The organism is Stenotrophomonas sp. 2YAF26 (genome assembly GCF_052114625.1).
Classification (GTDB): Bacteria; Pseudomonadota; Gammaproteobacteria; order Xanthomonadales; family Xanthomonadaceae; genus Stenotrophomonas; species Stenotrophomonas indicatrix.
Window position 1 is genome coordinate 1 of the sequence record NZ_JBFRFC010000030.1, and the last position, 16,698, is coordinate 16,698.

Annotated in this window: 16 protein-coding genes and 2 pseudogenes; 5 read left to right on the plus strand and 13 right to left on the minus strand. The window is 63.4% G+C overall.

Translation table 11 applies throughout. The features are described from left to right. Positions 1–114: 114 nt before the first annotated feature. The 4 genes from AB4Y98_RS20250 to tadA all read right to left on the minus strand — a co-directional run bounded on the left by AB4Y98_RS20250 (position 115) and on the right by tadA (position 3,513). The gene (locus AB4Y98_RS20250; protein ID WP_442245024.1) at positions 115–1,230 is read right to left on the minus strand and encodes an alkene reductase; all 1,116 of its coding nucleotides are present in this window, start codon (positions 1,228–1,230) and stop codon (positions 115–117) included. Positions 1,231–1,354: 124 nt separating this feature from the next. Beyond that, positions 1,355–2,227, minus strand: a complete 873-nt coding sequence (locus AB4Y98_RS20255; RefSeq protein WP_442245025.1) for an EcsC family protein — start codon at positions 2,225–2,227, stop codon at positions 1,355–1,357. Positions 2,228–2,340: 113 nt separating this feature from the next. Further along, positions 2,341–2,913: an oligoribonuclease gene (gene orn / locus AB4Y98_RS20260; RefSeq protein ID WP_312786345.1), complete on the minus strand. Its 573-nt coding sequence runs from the start codon at positions 2,911–2,913 to the stop codon at positions 2,341–2,343. A gap of 75 nt (positions 2,914–2,988) precedes the next feature. Then, on the minus strand, positions 2,989–3,513 hold the full coding sequence (tadA, locus tag AB4Y98_RS20265; RefSeq protein ID WP_394197255.1) for a tRNA adenosine(34) deaminase TadA: 525 nt from the start codon (positions 3,511–3,513) through the stop codon (positions 2,989–2,991). Between the two features lie 224 nt (positions 3,514–3,737). Here tadA and AB4Y98_RS20270 point away from each other — a divergent pair, with 224 nt between their 5' ends. Both AB4Y98_RS20270 and AB4Y98_RS20275 read left to right on the plus strand, forming a co-directional pair. Continuing rightward, positions 3,738–4,460: an OB-fold protein gene (locus tag AB4Y98_RS20270; RefSeq protein WP_442245026.1), complete on the plus strand. Its 723-nt coding sequence runs from the start codon at positions 3,738–3,740 to the stop codon at positions 4,458–4,460. 107 nt (positions 4,461–4,567) lie between these two features. After that, complete coding sequence (locus AB4Y98_RS20275) at positions 4,568–5,005, plus strand: acetyltransferase (RefSeq protein WP_394197257.1); 438 nt, start codon at positions 4,568–4,570, stop codon at positions 5,003–5,005. A gap of 30 nt (positions 5,006–5,035) precedes the next feature. On the opposite strand, the gene AB4Y98_RS20280 is transcribed toward AB4Y98_RS20275, so the two are convergent. Then, positions 5,036–5,542, minus strand: a complete 507-nt coding sequence (locus AB4Y98_RS20280) for a GNAT family N-acetyltransferase (RefSeq protein WP_394197258.1) — start codon at positions 5,540–5,542, stop codon at positions 5,036–5,038. Between the two features lie 483 nt (positions 5,543–6,025). Between AB4Y98_RS20280 and AB4Y98_RS20285 the strand changes: the two genes are divergently transcribed. Both AB4Y98_RS20285 and AB4Y98_RS20290 read left to right on the plus strand, forming a co-directional pair. Continuing rightward, entirely contained in the window at positions 6,026–6,679 is a 654-nt protein-coding gene (locus AB4Y98_RS20285) for a hypothetical protein (protein WP_442245027.1), read from the plus strand. Beyond that, positions 6,676–7,998 carry an XVIPCD domain-containing protein gene (locus AB4Y98_RS20290; RefSeq protein WP_363733650.1) on the plus strand — a complete coding sequence of 441 codons (1,323 nt, stop codon included), beginning with the start codon at positions 6,676–6,678 and terminating at the stop codon, positions 7,996–7,998. The genes AB4Y98_RS20285 and AB4Y98_RS20290 overlap by 4 nt, the downstream gene beginning before the upstream one ends. A gap of 62 nt (positions 7,999–8,060) precedes the next feature. Here the strand turns inward: AB4Y98_RS20290 and AB4Y98_RS20295 are convergent, their stop codons facing one another. The 6 genes and pseudogenes from AB4Y98_RS20295 to AB4Y98_RS20320 all read right to left on the minus strand — a co-directional run bounded on the left by AB4Y98_RS20295 (position 8,061) and on the right by AB4Y98_RS20320 (position 15,029). Then, entirely contained in the window at positions 8,061–9,002 is a 942-nt protein-coding gene (locus tag AB4Y98_RS20295; RefSeq protein WP_442245028.1) for a hypothetical protein, read from the minus strand. A 566-nt stretch (positions 9,003–9,568) separates the two neighbouring features. Next, positions 9,569–10,585, minus strand: coding sequence for an XVIPCD domain-containing protein (locus tag AB4Y98_RS20300; RefSeq protein ID WP_442245029.1), 1,017 nt, complete (start codon positions 10,583–10,585; stop codon positions 9,569–9,571). Positions 10,586–10,642: 57 nt separating this feature from the next. Beyond that, the gene (locus tag AB4Y98_RS20305; protein ID WP_032952144.1) at positions 10,643–11,179 is read right to left on the minus strand and encodes a hypothetical protein; all 537 of its coding nucleotides are present in this window, start codon (positions 11,177–11,179) and stop codon (positions 10,643–10,645) included. 712 nt (positions 11,180–11,891) lie between these two features. Then, positions 11,892–12,905 (minus strand): hypothetical protein, encoded by a 1,014-nt coding sequence (locus AB4Y98_RS20310; protein WP_394197267.1) that lies wholly within the window; start codon positions 12,903–12,905, stop codon positions 11,892–11,894. A 363-nt stretch (positions 12,906–13,268) separates the two neighbouring features. Then, a pseudogene (locus AB4Y98_RS20315) lies at positions 13,269–14,438 on the minus strand (type IV secretion system protein). Positions 14,439–14,486: 48 nt separating this feature from the next. Further along, positions 14,487–15,029, minus strand: coding sequence for a DUF4189 domain-containing protein (locus AB4Y98_RS20320; RefSeq protein WP_363734368.1), 543 nt, complete (start codon positions 15,027–15,029; stop codon positions 14,487–14,489). A 438-nt stretch (positions 15,030–15,467) separates the two neighbouring features. Here AB4Y98_RS20320 and AB4Y98_RS20325 point away from each other — a divergent pair, with 438 nt between their 5' ends. Further along, entirely contained in the window at positions 15,468–15,590 is a 123-nt protein-coding gene (locus AB4Y98_RS20325; protein ID WP_394197269.1) for a hypothetical protein, read from the plus strand. Positions 15,591–15,666: 76 nt separating this feature from the next. On the opposite strand, the gene AB4Y98_RS20330 is transcribed toward AB4Y98_RS20325, so the two are convergent. Further along, on the minus strand, positions 15,667–16,218 hold the full coding sequence (locus AB4Y98_RS20330; protein WP_363734367.1) for a DUF4189 domain-containing protein: 552 nt from the start codon (positions 16,216–16,218) through the stop codon (positions 15,667–15,669). Between the two features lie 25 nt (positions 16,219–16,243). After that, positions 16,244–16,698, minus strand: a pseudogene (locus AB4Y98_RS20335) (type IV secretion system protein); the annotation flags it as partial.

Genomic DNA, 16,698 nt, shown 5'->3' on the forward strand with positions numbered 1-16,698 from the left:
TGGCCGGCAACGTCCATGATGCGGAATTCCGTGGGATGCCGGCCAGCGGCCGGCCGGCAACGTCCATGATGCGGAATTCCGTGGGATGCCGGCCAGCGGCCGGCACTACCGGTATCACGCAAATGCCGCCTCTTCCAGCGTCGGATAATCGGTAAATCCGACCGCACCACCACCGAAGTACGTCGCGCGATCGGGCGAATTCAACACCGCGCCGGTGCGCAGGCGCTCGGGCAGATCGGGATTGGCGATGAACGGCCGACCGAAGCCGATCAGGTCGGCCCAGCCCTCCGCAAGCGCCTGCGCGGCACGCTCGGCGGTGTACTTGCCGGCGTAGATCAACGTGCCCGGATAGATCATCCGCAGCGCCTGCTTGAACGCGACGGGCATCAACGGGGCATCCTCCCAGTCGGCCTCGGCGATGTGCAGGTAACCCACACCCAGCTCGCCCAGCAGGTGTGCGGCAGCCAGATAGGTCGCCTGCGGCGTGTCATCCACCGCCCCCTGCAGCGTGGTCAGCGGCGCCAGACGCACGCCGACACGCTCGCCGCCAGCGACATCGACCACCGCCTGCACCACCTCGCGCAGAAAGCGCAGGCGATTCTGCAGCTCGCCACCGTATCCATCGGTACGCTGATTGGCCTGCGAGTCGATGAACTGGTTGATCAGATAACCGTTGGCGCCGTGCAGCTCGACGCCATCAAAGCCGGCGGCCAGTGCATTGCGGGTGGCCTGCGCATAGTCGGCCACGATGCCCGGAATCTCGTCTTCACCCAGCGCGCGCGGCATCGAGTGCTGGATCATCTCGCCCACGCCGGATTCCGGACCGGCGCCGGTGGGGTCGACGAAGACCTTCACCCCTTCGGCCAGCAGTGCCGAGGAAGAGACCGGGGCCGCGCCGTCCGGCTGCAGGGCGACATGGGACACCCGTCCTACATGCCAGAGCTGGGCATAGATGCGACCACCGGCCGCGTGTACGGCATCGGTGACCCTGCGCCAGCCTTGCACCTGCGCTTCGCTGTGGATGCCCGGGGTCCACGCGTAACCCTGGCCCTGCGGGCTGATCTGGGTGCCTTCGCTGACAATCAGCCCGGCACCGGCACGCTGGGCGTAGTACTCGGCCATCTGTGCGGTGGCCACATTGCCGGCAGCCGCGCGCGAGCGGGTCATCGGCGGCATCACGATGCGGTTGGGCAGCGTCAGCGCGCCCAGGCGGTGGGGGGTGAACAACATGGCGGCATTCTCTTGCGGGGGATTGCCGGCAAGGATGGGGATGGCGCTGCGCGCGCAACAGGCGCGTTCGTGCAAAACAGTTGTGCCGCCGAGGCAACGATGCCGCCTCCACGCATGGCGTGGATTACAACGTCGACTCGATCAACACCCCGCCGTGCGCGATGCGGTCATAGCAGGTGCGCACCACTTCTTCGCCGTATTTCAGCTCCAGCCGGCGCACGATGAAATGGCCGCGGGCCATGTCCTGGTAGTAGTCGGTGAACATGGTATTGAGCGTCGCGGCGGCTGCCGCACCGACGATCGGCACCGCCTGCGCGGCAAACTTCTCGGTGATCACCACACCGAAGCGCGCGGCGACCTTTTCCACCAGCTTGGCCAGCAGCTTGCCGGCTTCCTTCGGCGCCACGCCCAGGGTCAGATCGCGCCCGGTCACCACGCGCCCGGCCAGTTCGGCCGACAGGTGGCGCATCACATCGGTGGTGAAGCCACGGGCCAGGTAGTAGCCGGTCTCGCTGGCATCGTCGCGCGGCGAATTGCCGCCCAGTGCGAACACCTCCAGGCAGGCCTGGCGGGTACTGAACTGCGATAGATCGAAGCCTTCGCTGCGGGCAACATCGGCCACCGCACGCATCATGATCGTTGTCGACACCGGCAGCTCGATGAACAGCGCGGCAAAGCCGAACGCACCACCGACCGCGCCGGACGTCGCTGCCGCCAGCTTGTGCCAACGTGTCGAGGCGCCCTTGCCAGGAGTGTTGTCCATGCTCCACAGCGCGGCCTGCACGGATTTGGACAACGCCGCCTGCACTGCGCCGTGGATGCGGTTGGACACCGAGGTGGGAAGCGCCTTCACCGCGAATTCCAGCGGCGTCCCGACCAGGTTGGCCATGCGCGCGGTGATCGTGGGCGCTTCCAGCAGGGCTACCGCCCGCTGCAGGTCAGACCAGTCGCCAGCGTCGTGGGCGATATCGCGGGGCAGCAGGATGGGCTCGTTCATGTGGCCGATCTTAGCGCCAGGGAGTTGAACGGAGCGTAGTGCCGGCCGCTGGCCAGCAACACCTGATCCTCACCAACGCCGCGGGATTGCCGGCCAGCGGCCGGCACTACCCCTCACGGGCTCGGCAGGCCTGACAGCGCGCCCATGAACTGGCGGTAGTGGCGCAGCTCGTTGATCGAATCGTGCACATCGCTCAGCGCAGTGTGGTTGCTGTTCTTGCCCACGCCCGCAGCCACGCTTGGCGCCCAGCGCTTGGCCAGTTCCTTCACCGTGGACACGTCCAGGTTGCGATAGTGGAAGTACTTTTCCAGTCGCGGCATCTGCCGGTGCAGGAAGCGGCGGTCCTGGCAGATGGAGTTACCCGACATCGGTGACACGCCGGCCGGAATCCACTGCGCCAGGAAGGTCACGGTCTGCGCTTCGGCCTGGCCAAGCGTGGTGGTGCTGTCGATGACACGCTGCCACAGGCCCGAACGACGATGCTGGTTGCGGTTCCACTCGTCCATCGCTTCCAGCGTTTCCAGCGGATGATGGATGGCGAACTCCGGGCCCTCCGCCAGCACGTTGAGCTGGGCATCGGTGACCACGGTGGCGATCTCGATGATCGAATCGTTGTCGGTATCCAACCCGGTCATTTCCAGGTCGATCCAGATCAGTCGCTCGTTGGCCGCGCCGTTCTCTGCCATCGTGTCGCCTCGTTGCTGGGCAGGCACGAGGCCGGCCGGTAAAGGAAAGTGGCGGCCATCATACCCTTTCGCCACTCAGCCCTCGCCAGCGTGGTCCTCCAGCAGCAGCGGCGGCTTGCCACGCTTGGCCCTGAAGTAGTTGGTCAGCCGGTTGCCCGCTTCCTTGGCCAGCACACCGGCATGGACCTCCACCCGGTGATTGTGGCGGGCATCAGCGACCAGATCGAACACGCTGCCGCAGGCGCCGGTCTTGGGGTCGCTGGCACCGTAGACCAGGCGCGCCACGCGTGCGTGCACGATCGCCATCGCGCACATCGCGCACGGCTCCAGAGTGACATACAGCGTGCTGCCGATCAGGCGGTGATTGGCCAGCGTCCGTCCGCCCTCGCGCATGGCAACGATCTCGGCATGCGCGCTGGGGTCGTGCGAGGCAATGTTGAGGTTCCAGCCCTCGCCCAGCAGCTGACCGTCGGCACCCACCAGCACCGCACCGACCGGGATCTCGTCGAACTCGCGCTGTGCGCGTTCGGCCAATGCCAATGCGTGACGCATCCAGCTCTCGTCGACGTCGTGCACCGGCACGCCCAAGGTATCAGTCATGGCGTTTCTCGGATTCAAGGAGTGAGCGCGTGGCTAGTGTAACGCAGGGCTTTTGGAGCTTCCGCCGACTGGATGCGATGAGCCTTGGCCCGGCCAACGGTGCAGCGCCGCTTGATCTGCCGTGAAGACTCCTTCACGCTACGACCGCGCTTTCGTCATCTGACGATTGTGCACTGCCGCTTGCCGGCAACGATTTCACCTTTCGATCTCTACAGGGGGTAGTTTTGAACGCAGTTGCAGATACCACCGTGCAGGCAAGCCCTGCCGGAAAAGCCGCATGGATCACGCTGGCGATCGCTTGGTTGTGCTTCCTCGTACCGTTCCCCGGCCTGGGCCTGTTCCTGGGCTGGCCACTGAACCTGGTGGCCTTCATCCTCGCCATCGTCGCGATGGCCAAGGGCGGCGCCATGAAGGGTCTGTTCCAGCTGCTGGGCTCGATCATCGTTTCGCCGATCGTGTACTTCGTCGGCCTGGCGATCTTTGCCGGCACCGTGAGCGGCATCAGCGCGCAGAGCAAGGGCCAGTACGATGCGGCCGTCGCTGAAGCCAGCGTCTCGTCCGCCGCCGCGGAGGCAGATGCTCCCGCCAAGGCCACGGAAACCGCAGCTCCCGCAGTCGCCAGCGATGCCGCGATGGCACCCGCCTCGGCGCTGGAAGTGACCGCCACCACGATGTTCAGCGATTACCAGGACAACGAGATCGCTGCTGACGGCAAGTACAAGGGCAAGGCGCTGCTGGTTTCCGGCACGGTCGATTCGATCAGCTCGGACTTCATGGACAAGCCGGTCGTGCAGCTGAGCGCCAAGCCGTTCGGCTTCGTACAGGCCAGCGACCTGCCGAAGGACGTGGCTGCCAGCCTGAAGAAGGGCCAGAAGATCACGCTGGCCTGCACCGGCAATGGCGAAGTCATCGGCTTCCCGGCCGTGTCCGGCTGCACCGTGCAGTAAGGCACACAGCGAACGCTGATGTTCAGAGCCCCGCTTCGGCGGGGCTTTCTGTTGGCGGGTATCACACCGTTACAATCCGGGTATTCCGAAGCACCTTGGCCTATCCCATGCCCACCCTGCGCCCTTCCCGCGCCACCGATGGTGACGCTCTTGTCGATCTCTGGCGTCGCGCCGTCGACGCCACCCATGACTTCCTCAGTGCCGAAGACCGCCAGGCGATCGATGCTGAAGTTGCCGGCTTCCTGCCACAGGCGCCGCTGGTGGTGGCAGTCGACGACCAGGACCGGCCGCAGGGCTTCATGCTGATCGACGGTTCGCACATGGAAGCGTTGTTCATCGATCCCGACGTGCGCGGAACCGGTATCGGCCGCCAGTTGCTGCTGCATGCGCTGGCCCTGCATCCGCAACTGACCACTGACGTCAACGCGCAGAATGCGCAGGCCGTGGGCTTTTACCGGCGCATGGGTTTCACCGAAACCGGTCGCTCGCCGCTGGATTCGCAGGGTCGTCCGTATCCCCTCATCCACCTGCGCCATCAAGGCTGACCGGCGCCCGGAGCGCCGGCCATTCCCCGATCAGGCAACCGCGTCGAACGCCGGCGAGTAGCGCACCTCGCCCTGCGCCATCGGCGGCTGCAGGCACAGGGCCTGGAAATACGCCGCCGGCACGCCGGGTAGGACCAGACCCGGCACGGCACGGAAGCCGAAGCGCCCGTAGTAGGCCGGCTCGCCCAACAGCACGCAGCCCCGCGCGCCCTTCCTGCGCAGAGCCTCGATCGCGGCCCGCATCAATGCCGTGCCCACGCCGCGCCCCTGCTGCTGCGGCAGCACCGAAATCGGCCCTAGCCCGAACCAGCCCTGGCTGCCGTCCTGCACGCTGACCGGGGACAGCGCGACATGACCCACCAGAAGGCCCGCATCCTCTGCCACCAGCGACATGCTCAACTCGCCACGCTCACGCAGTGCGTCGACGATGTGATGTTCGGTGTGGCTGCTGTGGACAGCATCGCGGAACGCCATTTCGGTGAGCTTGTGAATGGCGACATGGTCGTCGATGGATTCTGCGCGGATTGCAAGGTTCATGGCAGGCACTTTGTCAGGGTAAGGAAGGTGTGAATTCATGATTCAAGTCACAAATTGATAGTGAGAGCCGATCGCGACATTGAAACGCCTTGGCGCTATCGAATCGCCTGTGCCGCAGTCGATTCACTGGCATCACCCTTCGCCGAATGCGTCAATAAATCGCCACCCTTGTCCAGAGACGGCTGGCGCCAGCTTTCCCGGGCACTCCATAATCGCCGGACCTGTCACCGGGGAAGGATGCATGGACATGGATGTACCACGCCGTATCACGCCAAAGGGAGCGCATGAACGTCGAATCGCGCCTGATGCATGTCCCCCGCGCATCGAAGAGATTGCCGGATATGGCGCAAGCGGCGAGAAAAACCCGACGCGCTACCGGGTAGATCTGCATGACGCGTTACTCTCAACCATGATCACTGCGCAGAATCTCGCGCGGAGAGTGGCCTGCTCCATATATCCCTCTATGCCCCAGGGAGGCCGACATTGCGCCCCAAGATGCTTCCGTGCCTTGCTCTGCTTCTATTGACCGCCTGCAACCCGGAGTCCGCCATGAACCAGGAACGTGCCGCTGCCGAAGCCGATGTCGCCCAGGGCGGGCGTGGCCTCGCCAAGCTCAACCCCAGCCCGCGCAAGGCCTATGAACTGGTGCTGCGCCTGAAGGATGCCCCCGGAGATTTCGCGGTGGTCGAGGGCGTTGCGCAGTACGACGTCATCAACGAAGACCAGTGCGGTCACATCGAGCCCGCCACAGGCACCGCAGCGCGCATCACCAGCCAGGAACCGGTGCAGCTGCGCAAGGTTGCCGATGGCGAGTATCGCGGCACGTTGTATGTGGACCGTATGCTGGATGAGGACTACTACGGCCGCGGCGTCTGCAAATGGGAATTCAGCGGAGCCGGTGCCATGCTGAAAGCAACCGGCGCCGAAGACGAAACTCGCTTCCTGACCTTCGTCGATGCCAAGCCGCTGACCGACGGCAGCGCGCATACGCTCTACTATCCGGATCTGGTCTATCCGCGGGCAGATCGCGTTCCCAATTTCCCGGCCAGTGGTGAGCCTGATCGCAGCGGCTATGCCGCCGACCTGCAGGACAAGCTGTTCACGATCAGCCTTTCTGCGAGTGAGGTGGCACCGTGACCATCACCTCCCAGGACTACGCTGCGTTATCCGATGACGCCTACAAGGACCGCGCCGTCGGCCGACGTGCACCCGGCCAGGAAGAAAAGGTCACACTCAACGGCCATGAGTACAAAATACTCGAGCATGTCGACAACCGGCTCAACGGCTATCAGGGCACCGTCTATCAGCGCGTAGACAGCAAAGAGATCGTCATTGCCCATCGTGGCACGGAGGATATTGCCCGCGATGCGATCCTGACCGATGGCGGCATGGTGGTAGCGCGCACCAATGTGCAGGCACCTGACGCGATCGCATTGACCCAGAGAACGCTTGAATCTGCCGCACTCCAGTCCCGCTTGAATGGTGGACATACTCCCCAGGTCACCGTCACCGGCCACTCCCTCGGCGGCGCCCTTGCCCAGATCACCTCGCACCACTTCAACGTCAAGGGTGAGACCTTCAACGCCTATGGTGCGGTCAGCCTCAGCTACCGCATCCCCGAAGGCGGCAACACCATGATCAACCACGTCATGGCGTCCGATCCGGTCAGTGCTGCTTCGCCCCACTTCGGCCAGGTACGCATCTACGCCAACCCGGATGAGATCAAGAGGCTGTCAGCGGCTGGCTTCAGCAACCACCCGCTGCGCGACCTGATCCCGGATCGTCCAATCCTTGCAGCAGGCAGTTCGTTCGGCGCGCACAAGCTGGGCAACTTCCTCAACGACGGCTCGGTACTGAAGCATCCGGAAACGCAGCAACTGGCGAAAGACAACGCCAAGATGATCGAGGAGTACCGCGACGACGTGGAATCCCTGCGCAGTGGCGTTACCCGTGCAGCGCGCGGCATTCCCGGCGGCGCCATCGATCTGTACGACCACATCCGTGGCCCGCTGCAGCCCGGTGAGCCGGCACGCCGCGAAGCGGAGAAGAACGGCCATCACACCAGCATGCTGCGCATGGACGATGCCAACCATCTGGGCAACCCGCTGTTCAACGACGCGATCCGTGGCGTGCATGCCCAGGATGTGCGGGCCGGGCGCGTGCCGGACGTGATGAGCACGCAGCTGGCCGGCAGCCTTGCCGCCGAGATGCATGCTGCAGGCGGCAAGCGCATCGACGACGTGGTGATGAATGCCGATGCCTCGCGCAGCTTCGCGGTGCAGGGCCAGGGGGGTGACCCTGCCCATCTGCGTGTATCGGTGGACACTGCCGTTGCGATGAACACGCCGCTGGAGCAGAGCAGCCAGCGCATCGAGCAGCAATCTGCCGGTCAGGCCTTGGCGCGCGAGCAGCAGCTGGAACAGACCCAGGCGACCCAGCGCAGCCTGCACGCCTGACACGCTCGCGGGAATGAAAACGGGAGCCGGCACCGCCGGCTCCCGTCGTTTCGTGCAACCGATCAGGGGCTGGAAACCGCCGAGTTCGGCGCCGGCCCTGCCAGCACGTACGCATCGGGGCCCGAATCCGGGAAACCACCACAGGCCTTGTCGCCCGGCGCCACCGGATCGCACGGCCACTGCGCGCGCGTCACGGTATCGCGCAGCTCGAAGCCCGTGCCGTTCCAGACAACAAAGGCTAGATGCTCCCGGTTCCAGTCGCTGAAGCTATGCGGACCGGTCTTCTGCGGTGACTCCGGGTACTGCACGAACCAGCGCATCGCCGGCCCGTACTGCAACTTGCTGTGATCCAGGCTCACCTTGCCTTCGCGGGCGCGGTGCCGCGCACGATCGGCCTCAGCGATCGACGGTGCCGCCGGCATTGCCTTTGCGGTGATGTCCTGCAGCACGCCATCGCTGCCCACCTGGTACACGCGTTGGCGGACGTAGGCCTGTCCGCAACTGCCGGCTGCGAGCCGGACAGGCTCTGCGGTGTTCTCGTTTGGCAGTGCGCCGTCGGCACAGTCGAACGGCGCCGAGACAAGATAGGTGGTCGTGGAAGCATCTGCGCCTTCAAACGAGCGCACCCAGATGTCGCCCAGGCGGGCGATGAAGTCCGGGCGCTCGCCCATGCCGGCCACGGCCTTGAACCATGCCTTCTGGCGCACTTCACGCTCGCGCCAGCTGCGCGGCAGGTGGATGTCCTGCTCGGGCAATGCCACCAGCAGCGCCGCCAGATGCGGCGGCAGCGTGCCCTGGCAGGCGCCGATCATCAGATCGCCCTGCGGTGCCAGGCGCCCGGCCAGATCGACCGGGCAGCGCGCACCGAGCTGGCGCTCGGCGGCCTGATCCGGTGCGAGCGGGATGATCGGTGGTGCGACAGGGGCTGGGGCTGACGGCGGGACGGGTGCCGGGGCCGGTGCGGTGTCGGGCACCTGTGCAGCGGCGGCAACGGGGGCCGGCACCTGCGTGGGAGCCGGTGGGGCTGCGACAGGCGTAGCTGGCGCAGCATTGGCGGAGGTAATGTCGGCCGCTGGTGCTGCCGCGGGCGCTGGCGCAACTGCGGGTTCGGCGGCGACGGCTTCTGGAGCAGCGTCCGTCGTCGATGCCGGCTGCGGTGCGGGTGCGGGCGGTGGGGACGGCTCCGCCGCAGGTGCAGGTGCAGGTGCAGGTGCAGCAACCACGGCTGGCGCCGGCTCGGGCGCGGCGACGGGTGCCGGTGCAGGAACAGCATCCGTTGCGGTGTCAGCGGGCGTCTGCGAGTCCGCCGCGGCCACTACCGGTGCTGGCACAGCCTCCTCGACGGCGGGAGCCGCCGGGGCGTCCGGTGCCTGCTGTGCGTGGGCCATGGCGGCAGCCAGTCCCAGCGGCAACAGCAACAGTGCCGAAGCGCGACCACGCTGGGCCACGTTGGAATGCAGGAAAGTGTTTCGCATGTTGTGTCCTTACAAAGAGATCCATGTAGGCACCCGAGGGTGCTCGGTGTCGTGCGATGGGCCCGCCGGTTTCCGACCTGCAGGCGGTGCCCAGATTACAGCGATCGCGGGCGGTTCTGCTCCTGCTCGCGGGTAACCGAAGCAGCCTGTTCCTGGCGGGCAGAAGCTTCGGCCGCCAACTGCTGGCTGCTCTGCTCGAGCGGCAACTGGGCGGCGGCCTCACGCTCGACCATCGAGCGCTGCATCGCCGGGTCCCCCATGGCGCCCTGCACCGCGAACAGCGCCCTGCCATCGGTGCCCGCCACCACGTGGTCGATGCGGCTCATGCCGGCCTTCTGCGCGCTCAGCGCCAGGGCGCCCGCCGCATTGTCCAGTTCCTGCTGGCTGCGCAGGCCGCTCTGCGGCCCCATCTGCTGCAGATGGCCTCGAGCGTCGCTGAACAACCGGTTGCCGGCATGGGCCGGATCGGACATATCGCGCGCGCGCTCAGGCAACTGTGCAGGCTCACCCACTTCGCCGCGGGCAAGCCGGTCCATCACGTCCGGGGTCAGCTTCTGCTGCCACGCCTCGAAACGCTTGAGCCGGTCCTCCACCCCGTTGACGGCGCCGTTGATGGCGTAGGTCGCCTCGCGCACGTCCTCGCGCGCCTGCTCCGGCACGCGGTTCTGCCATTGCCACACGGCGATGCGCCCAGCGTGTTCCGGCTGCGACGCGAGCTCGGGCTGATTGACCAGGTCCAGGTCCAGCGCAGTGCCGGCGCGCTGGTAGCTTTCCTTGCCGGTCAGCGGCAGATAACCGCGCCCGTGGTACTTCAGCGCATCACCGGGCGCGTCGTTGCCCATCCGGCCGCCATACATCAGCTCGGCCAGGTCATCCGGACGCCCACGCAGGGCTTCCTGGCGCGCAGACTCCAGCGCCTCGGTACCATTGCGCCACGCCGCTTCCACCGGGATCTGCGAGATGCCCCGGGTGTAGTTGAAGCTCTCGTTGAGCCGGCTCAAGCCGCGCGACTCGTGCCCTGCCTGGGCCATGAAATTGGCCAGCTCAAGGGGGGAGTCGATGCCGGCGTTGGTCGCCTGCCGCAGCAGTTGCGACTCTCTATCGGTCGACACAGTACAACTCCTGGATGTTCATCAGCGCGGATTCCTTTCCGCCGGTTGGAGCTTGGCTCATGGAAGCGACACCTCGGCGACACTGGACGGGTCGAAGTCCTCGAACCGCACCCTGCCCAGTTCCGCCACCGAGAAATCCCGGATGTTGGTCGCTTCGGTCTCGATATCCACGACCTTGCGTCTCACCCCATCCACCCAGCAGGCCTTGTCCGCCGATGCGTAGCGGAACCGGTACGTGCTGCTCCAGCGCTCGCGGCTGCCGCCGTTGGTGATCACGCTGAAGGTGTCTTCCTCAACCATTGCATACGCAAAAGGGTCGCCAGCCAGGCCACCGCGGGTGGAACACGGCACCAGCTTGTCGTTGCGCGCGGCAAGCTGCCAGCGCCCGCGCCCGTCACCGCGCAGCAACAGCAGCACCCGGTTTGGTCCGTGCTGGCCGGGCACGAGCCCTTCCGGCGTCGGCTGGTCGATGACCAGCAGCTGGTACTCGATGCCATCGCCGTTGAGCTCGCCCCTGACGGCTTCCAGCAGGTTCGCACCGGACGGAACGAATGCCAGGGCATCGTCCATGTGTGCGCCAAACCTGTCGTCCATCCCCTCCCACTCCTTCAATGTCGTCTTGCCGATGCCCGCGCCATAGGCGGGCATGGTGGCGCTGCCCGGTCGCGCCAGTCACCCGGCAGATGCGGATGATAGCTCCGGGAGCACCGTGGCAGCGATGGTGGCAAGCGTCACCCGTCGGACGGGCAGACAGGGTCCTCATGGACGGAAAAGCTCCTGCAATCGGTAGCGCCGAAGCGTCATTTTTCTGACGCCAAGAGAGCTTAGCGCGAGGAGGTCTATTGCGTCGAAGAGCAGGGAAAGCGAAAAGCGGAATTGATCACAAAAAAAACGGGCTAAGCGTGAATGGCGCCTTACCTGATGAACAGACGCGCCGTGCAGGCCGTGGTGGCAATCCTGCACTGATCCTGTGACATCTGCTTCCATGTCACCTTCGCGCTGCATTGCTGCGTAGCGACAATGACCGCGCCCTGCGTCGGCATGACAGCGACAACGCTGGCGGTTTCAGTGAACCGCCCCGCGCGGGATGTTGCACGCAGAGTCCGTGATGCTCGCCGGATGGCCGCGTAGCCCGGCACGCCCTGGCCACCTATTGGATACCTGCCCGGCGTGCGATTGCCCTCCGCCAAGACAGGAAAAGGCAGCAGGCCTGCAATCCACAGCAGTCACGGCTAGAAAACGTGTTGGATTCGTTTCATGGTTTTCCTGACCCCTGGCAGTCTCAGGCCGTGGCCGACAATCGCGGTCAGCGCAATTGCTGCGCGCAGGTAGCCCCTTGCGTGGCGTAGTCACGGATGTAGCCGTCCATCGTCAGCACCGTGATATCGCAGCGATTGTTCACGTCACTGACGACATGCCCGTATACGTTCAACCCCTGAACGCGCTCACCACGATGCAGGTACAAGGTGCGCGATCCATCAGACCCGTTCTCCACGCGGTCCGGCGTTCCCCATGTCCGCACGAACTCCTGCTCGGTCTTGCCGATCCACATGTCCATGAGGTTGTTGCGACCCACACGGTTGGCTGCACGAACTGACTCATCCAGCACGCGGGCCGTTTCCCGCTGACCGCGTGCCAGGTTTGCTTCCAGATTACGTTCAATACGGTCCAGCTCGGCGTCGGTCGGCCGATAGGTGAACGCAGGACGCGTGCCGTCCTTCCAGAGGTTCCCCCAGACGAAATTCGCGGGTGATTGGCCGACGTCACCGATGGGCAGGAAGCCCCGCTTCATCATTTCCGCAGGCGCTTTGGCCTCGGGGTCAGGCCCGACCAGACAGGCAAACCGCACCAGTTGCACCTGCCACGGCTCGACCGCCTCGCTGGTCGGATCGAATCTGTCCGGTGGAACATCCTCGATTGCACGGTCGCGCCATTGCACCAGACTCATCTTCATGGCCACAGTGTTACGCGCACAGTTCACCGAGTACTTCCTGATCAGACGATTCGGCTTGGTCGCGTTCTCGTAAACCGTATTGACTTGGATCTCGTATACCGGATCCGGGCCAGCAACGCGCTCACCGGGCTTTGGTGGCTTCTTTCGGCGTAATTGCTTCAGGTACGCGTTCTGCTCTTCCTGCGTGGCGGTCTGCAGGAAAGCCATTAGGTCCGAGCGGCTGCTGAGCGTTTGCGCATCCACCACCCACGCCTCACGATTGGGCTTGTCGCCACCGGCGAAAATGACCCAGCTATCGGCGGCGTGTGCTGACGAACCGAGCACCAGTCCGCCGACCAGCATCACTACACGGAAGGGATTCTGCATGATTCGTTCCATCGAATGGTGTGGAGATTTACGACAATGCGGATAGTGCCTTCGAGCACGGCGTACCGTGTCACTTCAACTGATTTGATCACGAGATGCCTATAGCGAGAAAGCTTGCGTCGACTGGGCCCTGCTCTTAAGCGCCCCCAGCATTTGTCCGACGTCCCCGTAGATCGCAAAACGATACCGGCACTGCTGGAAGAATGGCTTGGCGCTCTCCAAATCTGTTGCGTTGGACCTCCTAAAAGGGCTTATACACCGGCTTGGCACACTCCTCGTATGCCACTTGACAGGCGTTACCATCGGTATCAATGCAGGACTGCTGAGCCAATTCCTGGGCCTCGGCCGGCTCTTTGGCACTCGCTAGACCGGCGCGAGACGCCCCAGCCTGACTAACGGAACCAACCATGCTACGCACTGATTCCGATACGAAAAGATGACCCTGCAGTCCGACTCTCCGCGCCTGCTGAAATCCGCCAAGGCCGTATGGCTTTGACTATTCACAGATTCTTCGGAGTTGGTTGGAGCCGCAGGCCTGTAACTACCCGGCGGCTGCCCATTCGGTCCCGGCGCAGCAGCCACCGGACTACCACCTATCTGCGAATCTGCCACGAAGCCACCCAGCGTGCCCTGGAAGAACATCGCCGCCATTGGGGGGGCAGTCAGGATAAGCGTCGTGAGGATCAACCCCATACCGCCCTGCTGCAGCGCCTGGCTGGTCATGTCGACACTGCCATTGGGGTCCAACAGATACTTGTCGACCAGCGCACTGGTCCAGAACGCAGCAGACACACGGATCACCATGTCCAGTGCGATCGAAATCATCGCCGCCAGCACGGCCATCGAGAACATCGTGCCGATGCCGTAGAACAGCCACTTCTGGAACAACTGCTTGGTCTGATCGAACAGCAGGCACAGGATGAACAGCGGCCCCAAGCCGATGAACAGCGCCAAGGCAACCTCGTAAAGCGGCAGCATCGAGCCCGCCGTCACCGCCGGGCCACCGGTACCCAGGCCATCTGCCCACAAGGCACGATTCTTGTCGTCGCGCAGGTTGCCGTCATCGAGCACCTTGATCGCATTAATGCTCGGCAGGCCTACCTGCATCCAAGCAAGGCTCCTCCCGATCTGATCCTCCGGCAAATCATTCTTGCCGGTCACCACATAGGTGATCTCGTTCTTGACGTCCTTGATCAGGAAGTTCTTCAGGTTGCCACCGAACATCGCCATGCTGGTGGCAACACTGACGATCAACGCAGCACGCGCCATGTTGGTCACCAAAACCATCATCGAGTCGCAGCCGCGACCGGCGTCGATGCGGTCCCCTTGGATGAGCACTCACAGAGTCATCAGCGTCAGGGCAATGCCACCAACCCACGCCATCATGTTGCCCAGCAACTCGATGCCGAAATCGTCGATCCGCTTGCGCAGGTAAGACAGGATCGACCGGAAGAAGACGAAGTCCCCGATCGACTGGACCCGCACGGCGTTTCGAGATAAGCATCCAGCCAACGTACATGCATTGAGCCTGATAACGAACGTGGCACCGTTGAACAGACTTTAATAAAGTCAGCTCAACTTTCAAAACTTTCGAAAAACTGGCTCGGAGCAATCAGCGTAAAAAACGGTGCACTTTTTGCCACTCGGATCCACGCACTTCTTCTGCGCTTCTGCAATCGCAATCCTCTTCTTTGGAGCACGACCAACCGCAGATTGGGCTCCAGGTAAATCCGCAGAAGGAACTAACCATGCCACGCATTGGTTTGAATAGGATACCGTAACCTCGCAATCCTGTGCTCCACCACCAGCGCACCGCCGCATGGCTTCAGAAGCAGCAAGCTCTGCAGATCGCATATCTGAGACCATTCCCACTTGGGAAGTAGCAAGAGAGGTCGCTATCGCCCCCCAAGTGCTGATCCATTCGCCTGTGGGCCGAGGCGGCAAGGGTATCTGGTCACCTGATCCAGCAGCGCCCCCAGGAATTGGGGCACAGCCGCTCGCGCCCTGCCCCCCGATTGGGTAGAAGCCCGGAGGGCAACTTCCGCCCTCTGCACGACCAAGGTTTGGAAGAAGGGCGCCAAGAACACCAAACGATGCCAACACAATGAACGGATACATGCGCATGATATGACGACTCTCCAATTTCTGCGGAAATGCATCCGCTTTCAGTCAACGGGCGGGCGCATTTCCAAGCGCTCCGGGAGTGTGGCTCGGGGCATCTTGACTTGGCGCCACCTTCGGCATCGTCAACTGACTGCTCTCTGCGCGTCTCTCGGTACTCGTGGGATCAATAGGCTTGTAACTACCCGGCGGCGGCCCATTCGGTCCCGGCGCAGCAGCAACCGGGCTACCGCCTATCTGCGAATATGCCATGAAGCCACCCAGCGTGCCCTGGAAGAACATCGCCGCCATTGGGGGGCAGTCAGGATAAGCGTCGTGAGGATCAACCCCATACCGCCCTGCTGCAGCGCCTGGCTGGTCATGTCGAAGCTGACATTGAGGCCAAGGAGATAGCGATGAATCTAGGCATCTAACCAGAACGCAGCGAGCAAGCACATCACCATGTCCGCCGCGATGGAAATCAATGCTAGCAGCACCACCTTCCAGAACATCAGGAAAGCCGCTTCTGGAACGACCATTCCGCCCAAAAAACAAAAGATAGAGAAGGCAGGACCACCATCTTGAACAGTCAGCGACTGAATCTATCCCGCTTCGCAACCTAGAAAAAGCCTAGGCCAACCCGTCCTGCTCGAGGCCAATATCAAAACTTCTCGAACTCAGGCTTTGTGCAATCGGAATAGAAAACAGTACATCGCTTACCACCGGAATCAATGCACTGCTGCTTAGCGTTGTTCTTCGCTACCGAAAGCGTTTTGCCGCTGGCGACCCCCGATTTCGAACCCGAAGTCTTCGTCTGAGGAACCAACCAAGCAGCACACTGATTCGCATACGTCAGAATAACAGCGCAATCTCGCGCACCTTCGGCCTGACACTTTCGATCAGCTTCTTCCTTCGCGTCAGACTCTGAGTAAAGGCCAGTTGAAACGCCAACAGATGACGTGGCCTCCGAGTGGGAAATAGCCCCCCACGTTGAGTGCCACCTCCCCGTTGGGCTGGGAGGAAGCGCGGGAGCACTTGGATCCCCAGGCGTACCCGCCGCCCCCGGAATTGGTGCGCAACCCAGCACACCATTGGCGCTCCCCACAGGATACTGTCCGGGCGGGCATCTCCCTTCCGCAAAGACGCTCTCTGCAGAGGACAGCCAAATCATCCCAAGAACCGCAACCACCAAGCGCAATCCACCAATTTTCATAGTTCCTCTCACCTGCAAGGTATAACTACTTCGTACCCGCTTTGCCCATGACACCAGTCAGTGAATGGGAATTGTCATGCCCACCGGTCATTTTTGGAGTTACATCGTGTACCGCCGTAGACTGCGTACCGCTAGCAGCTGGCGCCGCCGGCGTGTAACTACCCGGCGGCTGTCCATTCGCACTCGGCGCAGCAGCCACCGGACTACCGCCTATCTGCGAATATGCCATGAAGCCACCCAGCGTGCCCTGGAAGAACATCGCCGCCATTGGGGGGCAGTCAGGATAAGCGTCGTGAGGATCAATCCCATACCGCCCTGCTGACTGGTCATGTCGACACTGCCATGGGGTCGTCGACCAGCGCACTGGTCCAGAACGCAGCGGACACGCGGATCACCATATCCAGCGCGATGGAGATCATCGCCGCCAACACGGCCATCGAGAACATCGTGCCGATGCCGTAGAACAGCCACTTCTGAAAC